The organism is Streptomyces sp. NPDC088197, from assembly GCF_044741185.1.
GTDB lineage: Bacteria > Actinomycetota > Actinomycetes > Streptomycetales > Streptomycetaceae > Actinacidiphila.
The window spans coordinates 24,238-40,496 of the sequence record NZ_JBIUSD010000024.1; the positions used below are offsets into that span (position 1 = coordinate 24,238).

General features: G+C 71.3%; 16 protein-coding genes. 10 read left to right on the plus strand and 6 right to left on the minus strand.

The window, feature by feature from the left end; translation table 11 throughout:
* Positions 1-33 precede the first annotated feature (33 nt).
* From ACIOC1_RS33715 to ACIOC1_RS33735, 5 genes are all read left to right on the plus strand, one after another.
* Positions 34-1,488, plus strand: a complete 1,455-nt coding sequence (locus tag ACIOC1_RS33715; protein ID WP_401858230.1) for a YfcC family protein — start codon at positions 34-36, stop codon at positions 1,486-1,488.
* 171 nt (positions 1,489-1,659) lie between these two features.
* Complete coding sequence (locus tag ACIOC1_RS33720) at positions 1,660-2,700, plus strand: alpha/beta hydrolase (protein ID WP_355349141.1); 1,041 nt, start codon at positions 1,660-1,662, stop codon at positions 2,698-2,700.
* A gap of 123 nt (positions 2,701-2,823) precedes the next feature.
* Complete coding sequence (locus ACIOC1_RS33725) at positions 2,824-3,315, plus strand: DUF5709 domain-containing protein (protein ID WP_391161846.1); 492 nt, start codon at positions 2,824-2,826, stop codon at positions 3,313-3,315.
* Positions 3,316-3,627: 312 nt separating this feature from the next.
* Positions 3,628-5,805 (plus strand): glycogen debranching protein GlgX, encoded by a 2,178-nt coding sequence (gene glgX, locus ACIOC1_RS33730; protein ID WP_391049858.1) that lies wholly within the window; start codon positions 3,628-3,630, stop codon positions 5,803-5,805.
* Positions 5,806-6,031: 226 nt separating this feature from the next.
* A complete protein-coding gene (locus ACIOC1_RS33735) occupies positions 6,032-7,150 on the plus strand; it encodes a P1 family peptidase (RefSeq protein WP_401858148.1) in 1,119 nt (372 codons plus the stop codon).
* A gap of 111 nt (positions 7,151-7,261) precedes the next feature.
* Here the strand turns inward: ACIOC1_RS33735 and ACIOC1_RS33740 are convergent, their stop codons facing one another.
* Positions 7,262-8,539: a glycosyltransferase gene (locus tag ACIOC1_RS33740; protein WP_401858151.1), complete on the minus strand. Its 1,278-nt coding sequence runs from the start codon at positions 8,537-8,539 to the stop codon at positions 7,262-7,264.
* A 318-nt stretch (positions 8,540-8,857) separates the two neighbouring features.
* Between ACIOC1_RS33740 and ACIOC1_RS33745 the strand changes: the two genes are divergently transcribed.
* Entirely contained in the window at positions 8,858-9,133 is a 276-nt protein-coding gene (locus ACIOC1_RS33745) for a GlsB/YeaQ/YmgE family stress response membrane protein (protein WP_391049864.1), read from the plus strand.
* 314 nt (positions 9,134-9,447) lie between these two features.
* Positions 9,448-10,533: a sugar ABC transporter substrate-binding protein gene (locus tag ACIOC1_RS33750; RefSeq protein ID WP_401858155.1), complete on the plus strand. Its 1,086-nt coding sequence runs from the start codon at positions 9,448-9,450 to the stop codon at positions 10,531-10,533.
* A 127-nt stretch (positions 10,534-10,660) separates the two neighbouring features.
* Here ACIOC1_RS33750 and ACIOC1_RS33755 read toward each other — a convergent pair whose 3' ends face one another.
* Entirely contained in the window at positions 10,661-11,056 is a 396-nt protein-coding gene (locus tag ACIOC1_RS33755) for a YkvA family protein (RefSeq protein WP_355348990.1), read from the minus strand.
* Between the two features lie 321 nt (positions 11,057-11,377).
* Here ACIOC1_RS33755 and ACIOC1_RS33760 point away from each other — a divergent pair, with 321 nt between their 5' ends.
* Entirely contained in the window at positions 11,378-11,677 is a 300-nt protein-coding gene (locus tag ACIOC1_RS33760) for a WhiB family transcriptional regulator (protein WP_401858158.1), read from the plus strand.
* Here the strand turns inward: ACIOC1_RS33760 and ACIOC1_RS33765 are convergent.
* The 3 genes from ACIOC1_RS33765 to ACIOC1_RS33775 form a co-directional block, all read right to left on the minus strand.
* The gene (locus ACIOC1_RS33765) at positions 11,658-13,541 is read right to left on the minus strand and encodes a RecQ family ATP-dependent DNA helicase (protein WP_401858161.1); all 1,884 of its coding nucleotides are present in this window, start codon (positions 13,539-13,541) and stop codon (positions 11,658-11,660) included. The genes ACIOC1_RS33760 and ACIOC1_RS33765 overlap by 20 nt on opposite strands.
* Positions 13,542-13,783: 242 nt before the next feature.
* Positions 13,784-14,050, minus strand: coding sequence for a GlsB/YeaQ/YmgE family stress response membrane protein (locus ACIOC1_RS33770; RefSeq protein ID WP_355348999.1), 267 nt, complete (start codon positions 14,048-14,050; stop codon positions 13,784-13,786).
* A gap of 288 nt (positions 14,051-14,338) precedes the next feature.
* Positions 14,339-14,686, minus strand: a complete 348-nt coding sequence (locus ACIOC1_RS33775) for a chaplin (protein ID WP_401858164.1) — start codon at positions 14,684-14,686, stop codon at positions 14,339-14,341.
* Between the two features lie 348 nt (positions 14,687-15,034).
* Here ACIOC1_RS33775 and ACIOC1_RS33780 point away from each other — a divergent pair, with 348 nt between their 5' ends.
* Complete coding sequence (locus tag ACIOC1_RS33780; RefSeq protein WP_188283018.1) at positions 15,035-15,226, plus strand: DUF4236 domain-containing protein; 192 nt, start codon at positions 15,035-15,037, stop codon at positions 15,224-15,226.
* Positions 15,227-15,267: 41 nt separating this feature from the next.
* Here ACIOC1_RS33780 and ACIOC1_RS33785 read toward each other — a convergent pair whose 3' ends face one another.
* A complete protein-coding gene (locus tag ACIOC1_RS33785) occupies positions 15,268-15,645 on the minus strand; it encodes an MmcQ/YjbR family DNA-binding protein (RefSeq protein ID WP_188283019.1) in 378 nt (125 codons plus the stop codon).
* A gap of 201 nt (positions 15,646-15,846) precedes the next feature.
* Between ACIOC1_RS33785 and ACIOC1_RS33790 the strand changes: the two genes are divergently transcribed.
* The gene (locus ACIOC1_RS33790; RefSeq protein WP_401858168.1) at positions 15,847-16,257 is read left to right on the plus strand and encodes an SsgA family sporulation/cell division regulator; all 411 of its coding nucleotides are present in this window, start codon (positions 15,847-15,849) and stop codon (positions 16,255-16,257) included.
* Positions 16,258-16,259 lie beyond the last annotated feature (2 nt).

The window sequence follows — 16,259 nt, forward strand, 5'->3', positions numbered from 1 at the left end:
CCCAAGAAGCACAAATTCACCTTTCCCAGCGCCCTGACCATCCTCGCCCTGGTCACCCTCGCGGTGTGGGCGCTGGCGTTCCTGATCCCGTCGGGCGAGTACAAGCGGAAGGACACGGGCGCGCCCATCCAGGGCACGTACCACCGTGTCTCGTCCGGACTGAGCTTCGTCGACCACCTCAAGGACCTGTTCCTCTCGCCGGTCAACGGCCTGTACGGCATCCAGAACGCCAAGACCGGCTTCGTCGCGCCCGACAACTCCGGTGACCTGTACGGCAGTGCGGGCGTCTTCCTGTTCGTGCTCGCCATCGGCGCGTTCATCACCGTGGTCTTCGCCACCGGCGCCCTGGACCGCGGCATCGCCCGCCTCGCGCACGCCCTGCGCGACCGCGGCGCGCTGCTCATCGCGGGCATCATGGTGACCTTCTCCGTGCTCGGCACGGTCGAGGGCTTCGCCGAGGAGACCCTGGGCTTCTACGGCCTGATCGTGCCCCTGATGCTGGCGCTGGGCTACGACCGCATGGTCGCCACCGGCGCGATCATCCTCGGCGCGGGCGTCGGCGTGCTGTGTTCCACGGTCAACCCGTTCGCGACCGGCGTCGCCTCGTCGGCCGCCGACATCTCGCTCGGCGACGGCATCGTGCTGCGCTTCGTGATGTGGATCGTGCTGACGACCGTGACGGTCGCCTACGTCGTCCGCTACGGCAAGCGCGTGCAGAAGAACCCCGACCGCTCCCTCGTCGGCTTCCTGCCCGGCGACCGGGAGCAGGGCGTCGACCGCGACCAGGAGCCGCCCGAGCTGACCGGCCTGCACAAGGCCGTACTGATGGCCGTCGGCCTGGTCTTCGCCTTCATGATCTTCTCGGTGGTGCCCTGGTCGAGCGCGCTGACCGGCAAGGCCGACGCGACCCCGTACGCCTGGGAACTGGACTGGTCCTTCGCCGAACTGGCCGCGCTGTTCCTGGTCGCCGCGGTGAGCATCGGCCTGGTCGGCCGCATGGGGGAGCAGAAGCTCAGCGCCACGATCATCCAGGGCGCGGCGGACTTCATCTCTCCCGCGCTGGTCATCGTGCTGGCCCGCGGCGTCACCGTGATCATGAACAACTCCAAGGTCACCGACACCGTGCTGCACTCCATCGAGGGCGTCGTCTCCGGCACGTCCAACTCGGTATTCGGGATCATCGTCTTCCTGGTCAACCTCCCGCTGGCCTTCCTCATCCCGTCCACCTCGGGGCACGCCACCCTCGCCATGCCGATCCTGGCCCCGCTGGCCGACTTCGCCGGGGTCTCGCGCTCGGTCGTCGTCACCGCCTGGCAGTCGGCCAGCGGCTGGATGAACCTCTGGGTGCCGACCACCGCCGTCACCATCGGTGGTGTGGCCCTGGCCAAGGTCCGCTACGACCAGTACCTGCGCTTCATCTGGCCGCTGCTGGCCATCCTCTTCGTCATGATCTGCGGCTTCGTCGCCGTCGGCGCGGTCGTCACCTGACGCCCGGCGGGACGCCGTTTTGCCGGAACGGCAACGGAATTGGCCTGCACTCCGGCCGGGCCCGCACACTCGCGGCAACGGCTCACGGCGTGCCGGGTCTCCCGGCCCGTGCACGACGTACGCCGCAGGTCAGACCGCCGCGAGCGCGGCCCGAAGCTCCGGGAGGAAGCAATGGCGCAGCCCACCCGTCCACAGCCGACCCGTCCGCACTCCGCGGCCACCGAGGACCCCGCGGCCGACGCGCGGCACCGGCTGGTCGACGTGCCCGGCGGCCGCATCCATCTGGTCGAGCAGGGCGCGGGACCGCTGGTCCTGCTCGTGCACGGCTTCCCCGAGTCCTGGTACTCCTGGCGCCACCAGCTCCCGGCCCTCGCCGCGGCGGGCTACCGCGCCGTCGCCGTCGACGTGCGCGGCTACGGCCGCTCGTCGAAGCCCGCGGAACCCGAGGCGTACCGCATGCTCCAGCTCGTCGCCGACAACGTGGCGGTCGTCCGCGCCCTCGGCGAGCGGACCGCGACGGTCGTCGGCCACGACTGGGGCTCGCCCGTCGCCGCCAACTCGGCGCTGCTGCGGCCGGACGTCTTCACCGCCGTCGGCCTGCTCAGCGTGCCCTACGCGCCGCGCGGCGGCCCCCGGCCCACCGAGGCGTTCGGCGCCATCGGCGGCGACGAGGAGTTCTACGTCAGCTACTTCCAGGAGCCGGGTCGGGCCGAGGCGGAGATCGAACAGGACGTGCGCGGCTGGCTCGCGGGCTTCTACGCGGCGCTGTCGGCCGACACGATGCCGGCGGCGGGGGAGAGCGACCCGCACTTCGTACCGCCCGCCGCCAAGCTCTCCGACCGCTTCCCCACCGGGCGGCTGCCCGGCTGGCTGACCGAGCGCGACCTGGACTTCTACGCGGGCGAGTTCGAGCGGACCGGACTGACCGGGGCGCTCAACCGTTACCGCAACGTCGACCGCGACTGGGCGGACCTCGCGCCCTGGGACGGCGCTCCGATCCGGCAGCCCTCGCTGTTCATCGGCGGCGACCTCGACGCCTCCACCACATGGATGGCCGGCGCCATCGACGCGTATCCGAGCACCCTGCCCGGACTGGTCTCCTCGCACATCCTCAAGGGCTGCGGGCACTGGATACAGCAGGAGCGCGCCGAGGAGGTCAGCGGCCTGCTCACCGACTGGCTGGCCGCGCTGCCCGCACCGCGCGAGGATTGAGGGGTACGCCGCACGGCCGCGGTGGGATGTCCACCGTTTCCGCCGCCGCACCACGGGCAGGCGACCGTCCGTGATGCCACCACCGGCATCGCGAATCCGCCGACCGACCAGGAAGAGGAAAAGATGTCCGACCGCATGACGGACGACGGCATGGGGGACGACGTCTACCAGCCGGACGGGAGCGAGATCCAGGAGGACGCGGGCCCGCTGGAGCCCGAGGACACCCTGGTCGACCGGGGCGTCGAGGACGTCCTGGACGAGGGGTACTCGCCGCCCGAGCGGCCCCTGGCCGTCGAACAGAACGGCACCACGGCCGAGGAGCAGCACGACGGCGACTCGCTGGACCAGCGGCTGGCCAGGGAGCGCCCCGACACCCCGCAGTTCCCCGACGGGGACGGCCTCGGCGACGCCGCCGACACCGACGGGGAACTGCTCGACCCCGAGGCGGGCGACCTGCGCGCGGGCCGGCTGACCAGCCCGGAGCAGTGGGTGGACAGCCCGGTCCAGGACGGTGTGGCCGACGACGTCGGCATCGACGGCGGCGCCGCCTCCGCGGAGGAGGCCGCCGTGCACCTCCTGGACGACCCGGAGGCCCTGCCGGGCGACGACGCCTGACATCCCCCGGCGCCCGAACCCGGACTCCTGACCCCCGGCGCCTCCACCCTGCGACAGCCGAACCCCCTCGACAGCCGAACCCCCTCGACAGCCGAACCCCCTCGACACCCGAACCCTCGCGACACCCCGAGCCCGACGCGGCTCGCGACAGCGACCTCCGGCCACCGCCGGAGGTCGCTGTCGTACGGTCCGCGACCCGTCCGCGCGGGCCTTCTGCGACCGTTCACTTCACGAACCCATGGCCTGAGATCAACGGGGTATGAGTGGGAGGACGTCGGATCGTCGCTCACGCAGGGTCGAGAGGGTCAGTGAATGCAGCAGTGGAACGGTCGTCCCTATCCGCTCGGAGCCACGTACGACGGCTCGGGCACCAACTTCGCCCTGTTCTCCGAGGTGGCGGAGAAGGTCGAGCTGTGCCTCGTCGATGACGCGGGACGGGAACAGCGCCTCACGCTGACCGAAGTGGACGGATTCGTCCGGCACGCGTATCTGCCGGGCGTCGGCCCCGGCCAGCGTTACGGCTACCGCGTGCACGGCCCGTACCGGCCGGACGAGGGGCATCGCTGCAATCCGGCGAAGTTGCTGCTCGACCCGTACGCCACGGCAGTGGAAGGCCAGGTCGACGGTGACGAGTCGGCGTTCGGCCACCGCTTCCACGCGCCCGAAGAGCAGAACACGATGGACAGCCTCGGCCACGCCATGCTGTCGGTGGTGACCGATCCGTCCTTCGACTGGGGGGACGACCGCGCGCCGGGTCACTCGTACCACGAGTCGGTGATCTACGAGGCGCACGTGAAGGGTCTGACGATGACCCACCCGGGCCTGCCGGAGCGAATACGCGGCACCTACGCGGGAGTCGGGCACCCGGCGGTCATCGAGCACCTGAAGGAACTGGGCGTGACGGCGATCGAGCTGATGCCGGTGCACCAGTTCGCGCAGGACGGCCATCTGCGCGACCGGGGCCTGTCGAACTACTGGGGCTACAACACCATCGGCTTCTTCGCGCCGCACAACGCGTACGCGTCGAGCGGGGTGCGCGGCCAACAGGTCACGGAATTCAAGGAGATGGTGAAGGCCCTGCACAAGGCGGGCATCGAGGTGATCCTCGACGTGGTCTACAACCACACCGCCGAAGGCAACCACATGGGGCCGACGCTCTCCTTCCGCGGCATCGACAACGCCTCGTACTACCGGCTGGTGGACGACGACCCGCGGCACTACTTCGACACCACCGGCACCGGCAACAGCCTGCTCATGCGGCATCCGCACGTCCTCCAGCTCATCATGGACTCGCTGCGGTACTGGGTCACCGAGATGCACGTGGACGGCTTCCGCTTCGACCTCGCGGCCACGCTGGCCCGGCAGTTCCACGAGGTGGACCGGCTCTCGTCCTTCTTCGACCTCGTGCAGCAGGACCCGGTGGTCAGCCGCGTCAAACTGATCGCCGAGCCGTGGGACCTGGGCGAGGGCGGCTACCAGGTGGGCAACTTCCCGTCCCTGTGGAGCGAGTGGAACGGCGAATACCGCGACACCGTCAGGGACTTCTGGCGCGGCGAGGACGGCACACTGCCCGCCCTCGCCTCCCGGCTCACCGGCTCCTCCGACCTCTACGAGGACGACAACCGCCGCCCGCGCGCCGGGATCAACTTCATCACCTGCCACGACGGCTTCACGCTGCGCGACCTGGTCTCGTACAACGACAAGCACAATGAGGCCAACGGCGAGGACGGCAACGACGGCGAGAGCCACAACCGTTCGTGGAACTGCGGAGCCGAGGGCGAGACCGACGACCCCGGTGTGCTCGCGCTGCGCGCCAGACAGCAGCGCAATCTGCTGACGACACTGCTGGTCTCGCAGGGTGTGCCGATGATCGCACACGGCGACGAGATGGGCCGCACCCAGCGCGGCAACAACAACGTCTACTGCCAGGACAACGAAACCGCCTGGGTGAACTGGACGTTGGACGCCGAGCAGCGCGAACTGTTCGACTTCACGCGCCGGTTGATCAAGCTGCGCGCCGAGCACCCGGTGCTGCGCCGCCGCCGGTTCTTCCGCGGCGACACCGGGGGATCGGCCGTCGCGGACGCCGTGTGGTTCCGGCCGGACGGCGGTGAGATGTGCGAGGAGAACTGGCACCGCGGCGACGCGCGCGCCGTCGCCCTGCTGCTGAACGGCGACGCCATCACCGAGTCCGACCCGAAGGGCGGCCGGATCTCCGACACGTCCTTCCTGATCCTGCTGAACAGCCACTACGAACCGCTCGACTTCGTGATCCCCGAACGCGAGTACGGCGGCCTGTGGCAGGTCGCCGTGGACACCGCGGCCGAGGCCGACGGCACCGACGAGTCCGAGGTGAAGGCCGGCGGCCGGATCCGGGTCCAGGACCGGGGCATGATCGTGCTGATCGCCGTGCAGCGGCCCACGGGCGGTCGCCTGCGGCGCGCCATCAAGGCGTCCCGCATGCCGAGACGGCGAGGAGCGCGCACCTGACACCGAGGCGGCAGTGACCGTCGATTTCACTCTTCGGTCAACTTGTTGCGTAAAAAACATTGAAGTTTACGTCGTTCTTCTGATGGGATACCCCTTGCTCCGGCGCGCCCTGACACGCGCCGGAGCACACCGACGTTCGGCCGCGGTCTCGTACGGTGAGGGGGCGGGCCGCGAGTACGCGGATGGCGCGGGCCCGCGTGATCGTGGCTACCTCACGGAGGACGACATGAGCGGCAGCGCACGGCCGGGTCCCGGCAACGGCCTCACCGACGTGGAGGGAGTGCGCGTCGGTCACGCCCAGCGGACCGGCGACGGCTGGCTCACCGGGACGACGGTGGTGCTGGCCCCCGAGGGCGGCGCGGTCACCGCGGTCGACGTACGCGGCGGCGGTCCCGGCACCCGCGAGACCGACGCCCTCGACCCGCGCAATCTCGTGCCGTACATCGACGCCGTGGTGCTCACCGGAGGCAGCGCCTTCGGGCTCGACGCGGCGGGCGGCGTGGTCGGCTGGCTGGAGGAGCGGGGCCGGGGCTTCCGGGTCGGCGGTCCCGGCCAGGTGGTGCCGGTGGTGCCCGCTGCCGCGCTGTTCGACCTCGGCCGCGGCGGCTCGTGGACGGCGCGACCGGGAGCGGAGACGGGCCTCGCGGCGGTACGCGCCGCGGCGGCGGCCCCGGAGGGCGCGCCGGTGCCGCAGGGCTGCGTCGGCGCGGGTACGGGCGCGGTGGCCGGCGGCCTCAAGGGCGGGGTGGGGACGGCCAGCACGGTCCTGGAGTCCGGCGTGACGGTGGCCGCGCTCGCGGTGCTCAACGCGGCCGGTTCCGTGGTCGACCCGGACACGGGCGCGCTCTGGGGCGCGAGGCCGGGCCCCGCCGCGGCGGAATTCGCCCCGTACGGCCCGCCCGTCGCGGCCGACGCCCTGGAGCGGGCCCGACGCCGTACGGCCGCCGCTGCCGCCGAGAACGCCGAGCGGCGGAGCCACCCGCTCAACACCACGCTGGCCGTGGTCGCGACGGACGCCGTCCTCACCCGCGCCCAGGCGCGGAAGCTGGCGGGCACCGCGCACGACGGACTCGCCCGCGCCGTCCGCCCCGCCCACTCCCTGTCCGACGGCGACACCGTCTTCGCCATGGCGACCGGCCGCCGCCCCCTCGTCCCGCCGGGGACGGCCGACGCCGCCGACCCCGCCTTCGGCGTGCACATCGAGGCGGGCGCGATGAACGCCGTCCTCGAGGCGGGCGCCGACGCGCTCACCCGGGCCCTCCTGCACGCCGTCCTCGCCGCCGAGACGGTGGACGGACCGGGCGGCCTCTTCCTCTCGTACCGGGACGCGTACTACGGCGCCTGACGGCTTCGGCGCGGCTTCGGTACGGCTTCGGTACGGCTTCGGTACGGCGCGGGGGAGCGGTGGGGCCCCGCCGCGCCGTACCGCGTACTCCGGCTTGCCGTCCCGGCGGGCTCAGGCGCCGTACGGGACCCCCGCGCGCGTCCTGGTCCTGCGACGGGCCGGACGGACCGCGCGCACCGCGTCCTGGTGCACCCGCTCGATGAGCGCGCCGTAGGCGGTCACCATGCGGGTCTGGCTGAAGCGCTCGCGGCTGCGGGCCAGCGCCGGGGCGAAGTCGGCGGCCAGCGCCGCCGCCCGCGACCAGGCCGCGGCGATCGGCTCGGCCTCCGCCGGGGTGAGGAAGCCGTGCCCGGCGACCAGCTCCGCGCAGTCCCCGACATCGGTGGCCACCGGGACCGCGCCGCACATCATGCCCTCGATCAGGCACAGCGGCGCCGCCTCACCCGACGACGACGTCAGCGAGACCACGTCCGCGGCGGCGTACACCGTCTCCATGTCCTGCCGCACGCCCAGCAGCGACAGCCGCCGCAGCAGGCCGGGAGCGTCACCGAAGGCGGCCGTGATGTCCGCGGTCAGCTCCGGGTTCTCCGCGGTCATCCCGGCGCCGCACATCAGGACGTGCGCGCCGGGGTCCCGCCCGAGATGGATCCTGGCCGCCCGCAGGAACAGCGGCACGTTCTTCATCTCCGCGTAGCGAGCCGCGAAGACCGTGACGGGCGCGTCCGCCGCGATACCGAGCGAGGACCGCATCGCGGCCCTGCGGACCGCGTCGGGCCGGAACCGCAGCAGATCGACGCCGTTGGGGATGACGTGCATCAGCTCGGCAGGGATGCCCGCGGCGACGTACGCGGCCCTGGTCGACTCCGCGCAGCAGACGCAGGCCCGCACCCGGCCCGCCGCCACCGCGGCGCGCAGCGCGTCCAGCGCGGGGCCCTGATTCTCCGGATCGGACCTGTGCAGGCACACCACCACCGGCCGGTACGGCAGCCCGGCCTGATTGAGCAGCGCGAGCGGCTGTTCCTTGAGCGAAAGGAGTACGTCGGCCGCCGCCGTCGCCCTGGCGGTGGCCGCGAGCTCCGACCGGCTGAACACGCCGCCGCCGCTCTCGTGGCCGCCCTCACGGCTGCCCGCCTCGGCGTCCTCCCGGCCTTCGCCGCCGAAACGGTCGCGCAGGGCCGACACCGGTACACCCGCCGCCGTGAGCGCCCGGTAGCAGGCGTCCTCGGACATCGGCTGCCTGGTCGCCTCGCGGTGCATCTCACCCTCGATGCTCAGCACCGCGTGCCGCTGCGCGCCGCCGCTGAGACCGCGCACGACGTCGCTGTGCAGAATCCTCGCACCGCCGGAAAAGAAGCCCTCGTAGATCGACAGCACACGCAGCTCGTTCATGACGCGCACCCATCGCAGGTCCCGCTCTGCGGGAAATCGACAAACCTGGTTGACCAGCGGATTAGCCGCGATGGGACCACCTAAAACTTGCGCGCGTGTGAATTCCAGATTTCACCGAGTGACGCTTTCTGTAACGTGCGGTGCGGATATGGAAATATGCACACCGAGGGGCGCCCGGCGGCCGGGCGACAACCGTGCCGTATTCCACGCGGCCGGACCGGGCGGCGTGCCCCGACTCCGGTGCCCCCGCCCGGTGTTGACCCCCGCGCGGTGCGCACTCGTGTGTGTGACCCGCGGGTCGCAGGGCAGACGGCCCCTATGGGAATCATCAGTTGGGTCATCCTCGGTCTGCTCGCCGGGGCCGTCGCGAAGATTCTGCTGCCCGGTCGCGATCCGGGCGGCCTGATCGGAACCACCCTGATCGGCGTCGCAGGGGCGTTCGTCGGCGGCTGGCTGTCCGCCAAAATCCTCGACAAGCCGGTACAGCACCACTTCTTCGACGCCGCCACCTGGGGCGCGGCGATCGGCGGGGCGCTCGTGCTGCTCATCCTCTACCGCATCTTCTTCGGCGACTCGCGGGACGCGAGGCGCTGACCACCGGTCACCCGGGCGCACGGCCGGGGGGGGGGCCCCCCCCCGGGGGGGGGGGCCCCCCCCCGGGCCGTGCGCCCGGTCCTGTCGTGAGCGGTATGACACATATCCGACCCGTGAAAGCGCATTGCCTCGAACGCCCGGCTTCGGATTCACATGTTGTAGGCGTTGCCTCATGAGGCGACGACAGGAGAGCCCAATATCGATTCAATGAATCGATCCGATGTTTACTTCTTGACGTACGGAGCGTCCCGAGAGTTGACTCGCCTGCACCCGGGTCGCGGTGTTGCGGCCCAGTCAGGGAGGGGCAACCGCGCATGAAGGCAATGACGCGACGGCTCATCGTCGGAACCGCCGCCGTTTCGCTCGCGCTCACCACCGTGGCCGCCTGCGGCAAAACCCATGACAAGTCGTCAGGCGGCGGCAAGGACAAGACGATCGGCCTGCTGCTCCCGGACACCACGACCACCCGGTACGCCAAATTCGACCGTCCCCTGATCGAGGCCAAGATCAAGGAACTGTGCTCGGACTGCAAGGTCAGCTACGACAACGCCTCGGCCGACCCGGCGAAGCAGGCGCAGCAGGTCAGCAGCATGATCGCCAAGGGCGTCAAGGTGCTCATCCTGGACGCGCAGGACTCGGTGGGCATCCAGTCCTCGGTGCAGGCCGCGGTCGACAAGGGCATCAAGGTCGTCGCGTACGACCGCCTCGCGCAGGGTCCGGTGTCCGCCTACGTCTCCTACGACAACGAGAAGGTCGGCGAGTTGCAGGGGCAGGCGCTGCTGGACGCCATGGGTCCCAAGGCCGTTCCCACCTCGAAGATCGTGATGATCGACGGCGACCCGGCCGACCCGAACGCCGCCGCCTTCAAGGAAGGCGCCCACAAGATCCTTGACGGCAAGGTGAACATCGCCTACGAGCAGTCGGGTCTGTGGAAGGACACCGTCGCCAACCAGAAGGTCACCGCGGCGATCACCCAGCTCGGCAAAGCCGCCATCGCCGGTGTCTACTCCGCCAACGACGCCATGGCGGGCGGCATCGCCACCGCCCTCAAGGGTGCGGGCATCAACCCGCCGCTCACCGGTCAGGACGCCGAACTCACCGCGATCCAGCGGATTCTGGCGGGCACTCAGACCAGCACCGTCTACAAGGCGTACAAGCCGGAGGCGGACGCCACCGCGCAGATCGCGATCGACCTGCTGAACGGCAAGGACGTCAAGTCCGTGGCCGACGGCGCCGCCAAGAGCGGTTCCGGCCAGGACGTCCCGGCGAAGCTGCTGGACGCCATATCGGTGACCAAGGAGAACATCAAGGACACGGTCATCAAGGACGGTCTCTACACCACCGCCCAGATCTGCACCGCCGAATTCGCCCAGGCGTGCAAGGACGCCGGCATTCAGTAGGAGACGCTTCGAGCGGGACGCGCATCCGACGGATGACGCGTCCGGCGAGAAACCTCCGGCAGCGGTTTCGACCGGCCGGGTCAGGGGCGCGTACCGCGTACGCCGTATCCCTCGGCCCGGCCGGTGGTCACACCGCCGAACCCTTCGGGGGCAGCGCGCCGCCGCGCGGACCGTCGGACTCCCAGCTCACGAAGCGCCCCGACTCGCGGACCAGACCGGTCATGAACCACAGCACCACCGCCGAGTCGTCCGTCCACCCGAGAACCGGGATGACGTCCGGGATCGCGTCCAGCGGCGAGACCACGTAGATCGCCGCCAGGACCGTGAAGGCCAGCAGCTTGGCGCGCGACAGGCCCGGATAACGGCGGTGCAGTACCGCGCTGACCAGACGCGGTGTCGCCACCAGCCGCCGGAACAGGCCCGGTTCGCCCGGGCGGCGCGTCTCGCGGTACAGGCCCCACGCGGAGCGGCCGGTGCGCAGCGGCACGGGCGCCCTGCTCGGCTTGCGGTCGCTTCTGGCCATGGCGGCGGCTCCTTCGGCGTACGGACGGACATGGATACGGGGCGAGGCCGAGTGGAGACCTGACGGCCTCCGGTCGGTCGGGAACCTCCCGGCCTCACTGTCACCGCCTACCCCCGATCCGGCCGTGCGTGACGCCGCCACGCCCGACGGAAGGCGTCCGAGAGCGAATCGGGTCATCGGGTTGTCGGATGTCCGTAAGGCTTCGGGCGCCGCCGCCCTCACAAACTCCTCACGTTGAGCGCCGACCGCCTGGGCAGGCGAGTACCCATGGGCCCGGTACGTGGGCCCGACACTCCGCACCCGACGAAAGGCGGTGTCTCCGTGAGCTGGCAACACCAGGCCGCATGCCGCACCGAGGACCCCGAACTCTTCTTCCCCGTGGGCAACGCCGGACCGGCCAAACTCCAGGTGCAGAAGGCCCAACGGGTCTGCGCGGACTGCCCGGTCAGGGAGACCTGCCTGAGCTACGCCCTCGACATGGGCGAAAGCCTCGGCGTGTGGGGCGGCACCAGCGAGGAGGAACGCCGCACCCTGAAACGTCGGAGGTCTCGGCAGCAGGCCGCGGTGGCCCGCGCGTCGTCGGGCACCGCGGAGCCGCATGTCACGCACCGCGCCCCTTGACCGGCGTCAGCAGATCCCGCTCCCGGACGACGGACAGCGACAGGGTCCGGTATCCGGCGGATTCGAAGAGCACGGTGACCGTGTCGTCCGCGACGCCCATCACCTCGCCCTGACCCCATTTGTCGTGCAGGACCCGGACGCCGGGCGCGTACCGGCCGTGCGAAGCGGCCGCGGCCCCGGCGTCCGGCCGCCCGCGGCCGCGGCGCCAGATACGTGCCCGGCTCCCGCCCCGCGCGGCTGCCGCGGCTGACTCCCGGCCGCCGGAACCGGACTCCGCGTCCTGCCGGGAGTCGCCCCGCGAGCCCGTACCGCGCAGGACACCCGCGTGACGGTCCCTTCCGGAGGCCGGGGCGCCGGGTCCGGCCGCCGAACCGCACGTGTCGCAGTTGCCGCAGTCTCCGGGGAGCGCCTCGCCGAAGTAACCCAGCAGGAAGGCCCGCCGACAGCCGTCGGTCTCCGCGAAGCCGCGCATCATGTCCACGCGGGACTGCTCCAACTGCCGGTGGCTGTCGGCGGTTTCCAGCGCCCGCTCCACCGCGGCCTTCCGCGCCGCGGCCGTCGCGCACTCCGGCGTCAGCGACACCTTCCCGTCCGCCGCCGTACGGACCGCGCCCGCCTGCCCCAGCAGATTGAGGACACCCGTCAACCGGCTCGCCGTCAGACCGGTGTCGCCGCGCAACGCCGTCACGGAGACCGCGCCGGGCTCCTCGGCAGCCTTCTTCCCGGCCGCCTTGCCCGTCGTCCGTTCGGCCGACCGCTCGGCGAGCTGGTCCGCGACCAGAGTGAGGGCGTCGGCGTCCGGGCGGCCGGAGGAGAAGAACCGCCGCAGCCCCAAGTCCTGCGGCCGGTAGGCCATGTACGCCCGCGCCGGTTCCCCGTCGCGGCCCGCGCGGCCGATCTCCTGGTAGTACGCGTCGAGCGATCCCGGCACCGAGGCGTGCACCACGAACCGCACATCGGGCTTGTCTATGCCCATGCCGAACGCCGAGGTGGCCACGACGACCGCCAACTCCCGGCGCTGGAAACGGTCCTGGACGGACGACCGCTCCGCGGCGCGCAACCCCGCGTGGTACGCGGCGGCGGACACCCCCGCGTCCCGCAACTCCTCGGCGTACGACTCGGATTCGCGCCGGGTTGCCGTATAGACGATGCCGGAGCCGGTCTCGGCGCCGACGCGGTCGAGGACCGCGCGCCGCTTGGCCTTCTCCTCCTGGAAGTAGCCGACCGCCAGGTGGATGTTGGGCCGGTCGAACCCGGCGATGACCTCCTGGGCGCCGCGCATGCCCAGCAGTTGAAGGATCTCCGCGCGGACCGGCGCCGCCGCGCTCGCGGTGAGTGCCAGGACCGGCGGGCGGCCGATCCGTTCGCGTACGGCGCCCAACCGCAGGTAATCAGGGCGGAAGTCGTGGCCCCAGGAGGAGACGCAGTGCGCCTCGTCCACCACGAACAGCGCGGGACGGGCCTGCTTCAGCCGCAGGATGACGTCCTCCCTGGCCAGTTGCTCGGGTGCGAGGAAGATGAAGTCCAGGTCGCCGCTCTCCACCCGGTCCCAGGTCTGCGCGTTCTCCGCGTCGCGGTGCGTGGAATTGACCGATGCCGCGCCCGGTCCTTCGCGCTTGAGCAGCCCCTCGACCTGGTCGCGCTGGAGGGCGATCAGCGGGGACACCACGACCGTCGGGCCCTTCAGCAGGACGCCCGGCACCTGGTAGACCGCCGACTTCCCGGCACCGGTCGGCATCACGACGATGACGTCCTGGTGCCGCATCACCGCCTTCATCGCCTCCAGTTGCGGCGGGCGCAGGCTCGGCCAGCCGAACACGTCACGTGCGCAACGCCGTAGCCGACGGGCGGTCGATCCGAACATGCTGCTCCCTGCGGTCGTGGTGGTTGAGGCGGTCGGTCGATGAAGGTCGGCCGATGAAGGTCGGGCGTTGGAGGGGGAGGGCGCCGGGGCGGTGTCGTGGGTGCGGGTGACCGTCGGCGGCGCGATCGGGCAGACGGAAGGCGCCCTTCCCGGGGTCGGGTTCCATGCGGAACTCCTCGAGGAAAGGCGCCTGCGTTCATATCATCCGGATGCCGGGTGTGGCCGGGACCAGGACTCATGGATCACCGACGGCGCGGGCTCGACCTGTCGAGAGCGGCGATACCGACAGCGGCCAGACCGATCTGGATGAGCCACTCGATCCAGTCGACTCCGCTGGTGTCGTCGACGTTGAGACCGTGGGCGATGGCGGCTCCGATGATGGCCGCCACGATGCCGATCAGGATGGTCCAGATGACGCCGATGTGCTGACGGCCGGGGACCACGAGCCGACCGAGCACGCCAATGATAATGCCGATGATGATGGCACTGATGATGCCGGAGATCTCCATGACGTCCCTTCTTGTCGTACGTGGCCACCCACGTGCGTTCTCGGGGGTCGTCTGCCCTTGAAGGACACGAACACGCACTCGGCCCCAGCGAGGGGGAGTTGGGCCCAAAGGGGTGCTTCGCGCGGCCGGGGCCGAGGGGTGCGGGCCCGCGGCCTCCCGGCGTGAAGCGTTCCGGCGTGCGGTGTTCCGGCAGGGAGCGTCCCGGCATGGAGCGTCCCGGCATGGAGCGTCCCGGCCGCCGGCCCTTGCGGGCGGCGACCGGGACGGGGTGCTCAGGAAGCGGTCCGACTACTTGCAGTCGTCCTTGGCCTCGGGGTGCCAGACGTGACCCTCGTGGCCCCAGTGACCCATGCCGTCGTGGTTCGCGCCGTCCCAGCCGGCGCTCTCGTGGTGACCGCCGCCGTTGTAACAGGTGTTGCCGAAGGCGGGGTTCAGCGCGCCGATCAGGTTGATCGAGTTGCCGCAGGCGTTGATCGGCACGTCGATCGGGATCTGGATCAGGTTGCCCGACAGGACGCCGGGCGAGCCGATGGCCGCGCCGGTGGCGTCGGCGTCAGCGGCGGCGACGCCGCCACCGGCAAGCACGATCCCGCCGACGAGCGCGGCCAGGACGGCGCCGTTGCGCATGAGCTTCATGGGTACTCCTTTGGTGCTGGTGGTCTGCACTGAGCCCACCGGCATGCGGAGTGTGATCATCCGCCTTACCGGTGTCCGCACTCAGAGTTCGCCACCCGTCGTCGGCCCGGTGGCTGCCGCGCCCGCAAGTCACTCGTCCGGACGGCAGCGAACACCGCTCCCCGAGTGAGCCCGCGGCCCGACTGCGCCGGACGGCTCTGCCGAACGCCTCTGCCGAACCCCTCGGCCCGGGGCCTCCGCGGTATCGAACGGTCGGAACGCGGGCGGACGGCGACGGTTCAGGAGTCGTCGGGGTGAGGCGGTGTCAGCTGGGCAGACGAGCCGACAGGCCAACCACCGGAGGACATCATGCCGCTGACGTTCCGTAAGTCGTTCCACATATTTCCCGGCGTACGTATCAACGTGAACCGGAAGTCGCTGTCCCTCACGCTCGGACGCAGAGGCGGCGCGCACCGCACCTGGTCGACCACGGGACGGCGGACGACCTCCGCGGACCTGCCGGGCCCCTTCGGCTACCGGCACACCGACCGGCGCAAGTGATCGGCGCGGGCGACCCGCCCCGCCGGTCTCGGAGACCCGTCTCAGAGACCGGAATCCCGCACGAGGGCTCGCGGCGCCTGGCAACGCCAGGCGCCGACGAGCAGCTCCCGCAGCTCGTCCTCGGCGACGGCCTTGAGCCGTACGAGCACGGCGGGGAATCCGTTGTAATGCGGCTCGGTGAAGAACTTCGCCGGGTCTGAGGCGAGGAGCGCCTCCTTCTCCTCCTGGCCCGCGACCCGGACGGCCACCACGTCGGTCCGCGGGACGCGGGCCTGCTTCGGGTCGGTCCGCTCCAGCCACACCCAGGCGAATTTCTTGTGCCTGCCGCCATTCGGCACCGATACGGACATCCCGTCGTCCGCCGCCACCGCCTCCGGCAGGGTCAACGCGATCCGGCGCACATCGTGATGATCAGCCATCTCCGCATCCTCCATGGAATGCGGGTGCCCGCGCCCGTGGTGGCCATGCCCCGCCGGGAAATCCGCCGGGCGGCGTACTGGCGGCCGGTATGTGAGCGGCATGTGATCCGCGGGCGGGGGCACACGGAGCCTCAGAGGTCGAGGACCTGTCCGGTAGTACCGCCACCGGCCGCGTCCCGTCGTTCGGCGAAAAGAGACTCGATGCCCGACTCCTGCTGCCACGCGGTGACGGCGTCGATGCCGCTGCCCAGCGGCCACCGGCTGCGGATTCCGGCGTGGATGGCCTACGACCCGCAGGACTGCCTCGCGGTGCGGATGACCTTCGGCCTCGGCGGCCCCGAGACCGCCACCTGGATCTTCGCCTGGGACCTGCTGGCCAGGGGCCTGACCGGAGCCGTCGGCCTCGGCGACGTCCGGGTCACGCCCTCGGCCGGAACCGGCTCCCGGCTGCTGATCCGCCTCGGCCGTCCCGGCCAGGACGCCCGCGTCGAGCTGGACGCCGCCCCCGTGCGCCGCTTCGTCTCCTTCGCCCGGGAGCGCGCCCCGCTCGACGCCCGGACCGTCCGGTCCGCCCTGGACACCGAGCTCTCCCGCATCGTCGAACGCGCCTAGGG

Bases quoted from the DNA above. Each gene is read 5' to 3' on its own strand.
- ACIOC1_RS33750 (WP_401858155.1), top strand. From the start codon at position 9,448: ATGAAGGCAATGACGCGACGGCTCATCGTCGGAACCGCCGCCGTTTCG.
- ACIOC1_RS33740 (WP_401858151.1), bottom strand. From the start codon at position 8,539: ATGAACGAGCTGCGTGTGCTGTCGATCTACGAGGGCTTCTTTTCCGGC.
- ACIOC1_RS33770 (WP_355348999.1), bottom strand. From the start codon at position 14,050: ATGGAGATCTCCGGCATCATCAGTGCCATCATCATCGGCATTATCATT.
- ACIOC1_RS33720 (WP_355349141.1), top strand. From the start codon at position 1,660: ATGGCGCAGCCCACCCGTCCACAGCCGACCCGTCCGCACTCCGCGGCC.
- ACIOC1_RS33790 (WP_401858168.1), top strand. From the start codon at position 15,847: ATGCCCGACTCCTGCTGCCACGCGGTGACGGCGTCGATGCCGCTGCCC.
- ACIOC1_RS33735 (WP_401858148.1), top strand. From the start codon at position 6,032: ATGAGCGGCAGCGCACGGCCGGGTCCCGGCAACGGCCTCACCGACGTG.
- ACIOC1_RS33755 (WP_355348990.1), bottom strand. From the start codon at position 11,056: ATGGCCAGAAGCGACCGCAAGCCGAGCAGGGCGCCCGTGCCGCTGCGC.
- ACIOC1_RS33745 (WP_391049864.1), top strand. From the start codon at position 8,858: ATGGGAATCATCAGTTGGGTCATCCTCGGTCTGCTCGCCGGGGCCGTC.
- ACIOC1_RS33775 (WP_401858164.1), bottom strand. From the start codon at position 14,686: ATGAAGCTCATGCGCAACGGCGCCGTCCTGGCCGCGCTCGTCGGCGGG.
- ACIOC1_RS33725 (WP_391161846.1), top strand. From the start codon at position 2,824: ATGTCCGACCGCATGACGGACGACGGCATGGGGGACGACGTCTACCAG.
- ACIOC1_RS33785 (WP_188283019.1), bottom strand. From the start codon at position 15,645: ATGGCTGATCATCACGATGTGCGCCGGATCGCGTTGACCCTGCCGGAG.
- ACIOC1_RS33780 (WP_188283018.1), top strand. From the start codon at position 15,035: ATGCCGCTGACGTTCCGTAAGTCGTTCCACATATTTCCCGGCGTACGT.
- glgX (WP_391049858.1), top strand. From the start codon at position 3,628: ATGCAGCAGTGGAACGGTCGTCCCTATCCGCTCGGAGCCACGTACGAC.
- ACIOC1_RS33765 (WP_401858161.1), bottom strand. From the start codon at position 13,541: ATGTTCGGATCGACCGCCCGTCGGCTACGGCGTTGCGCACGTGACGTG.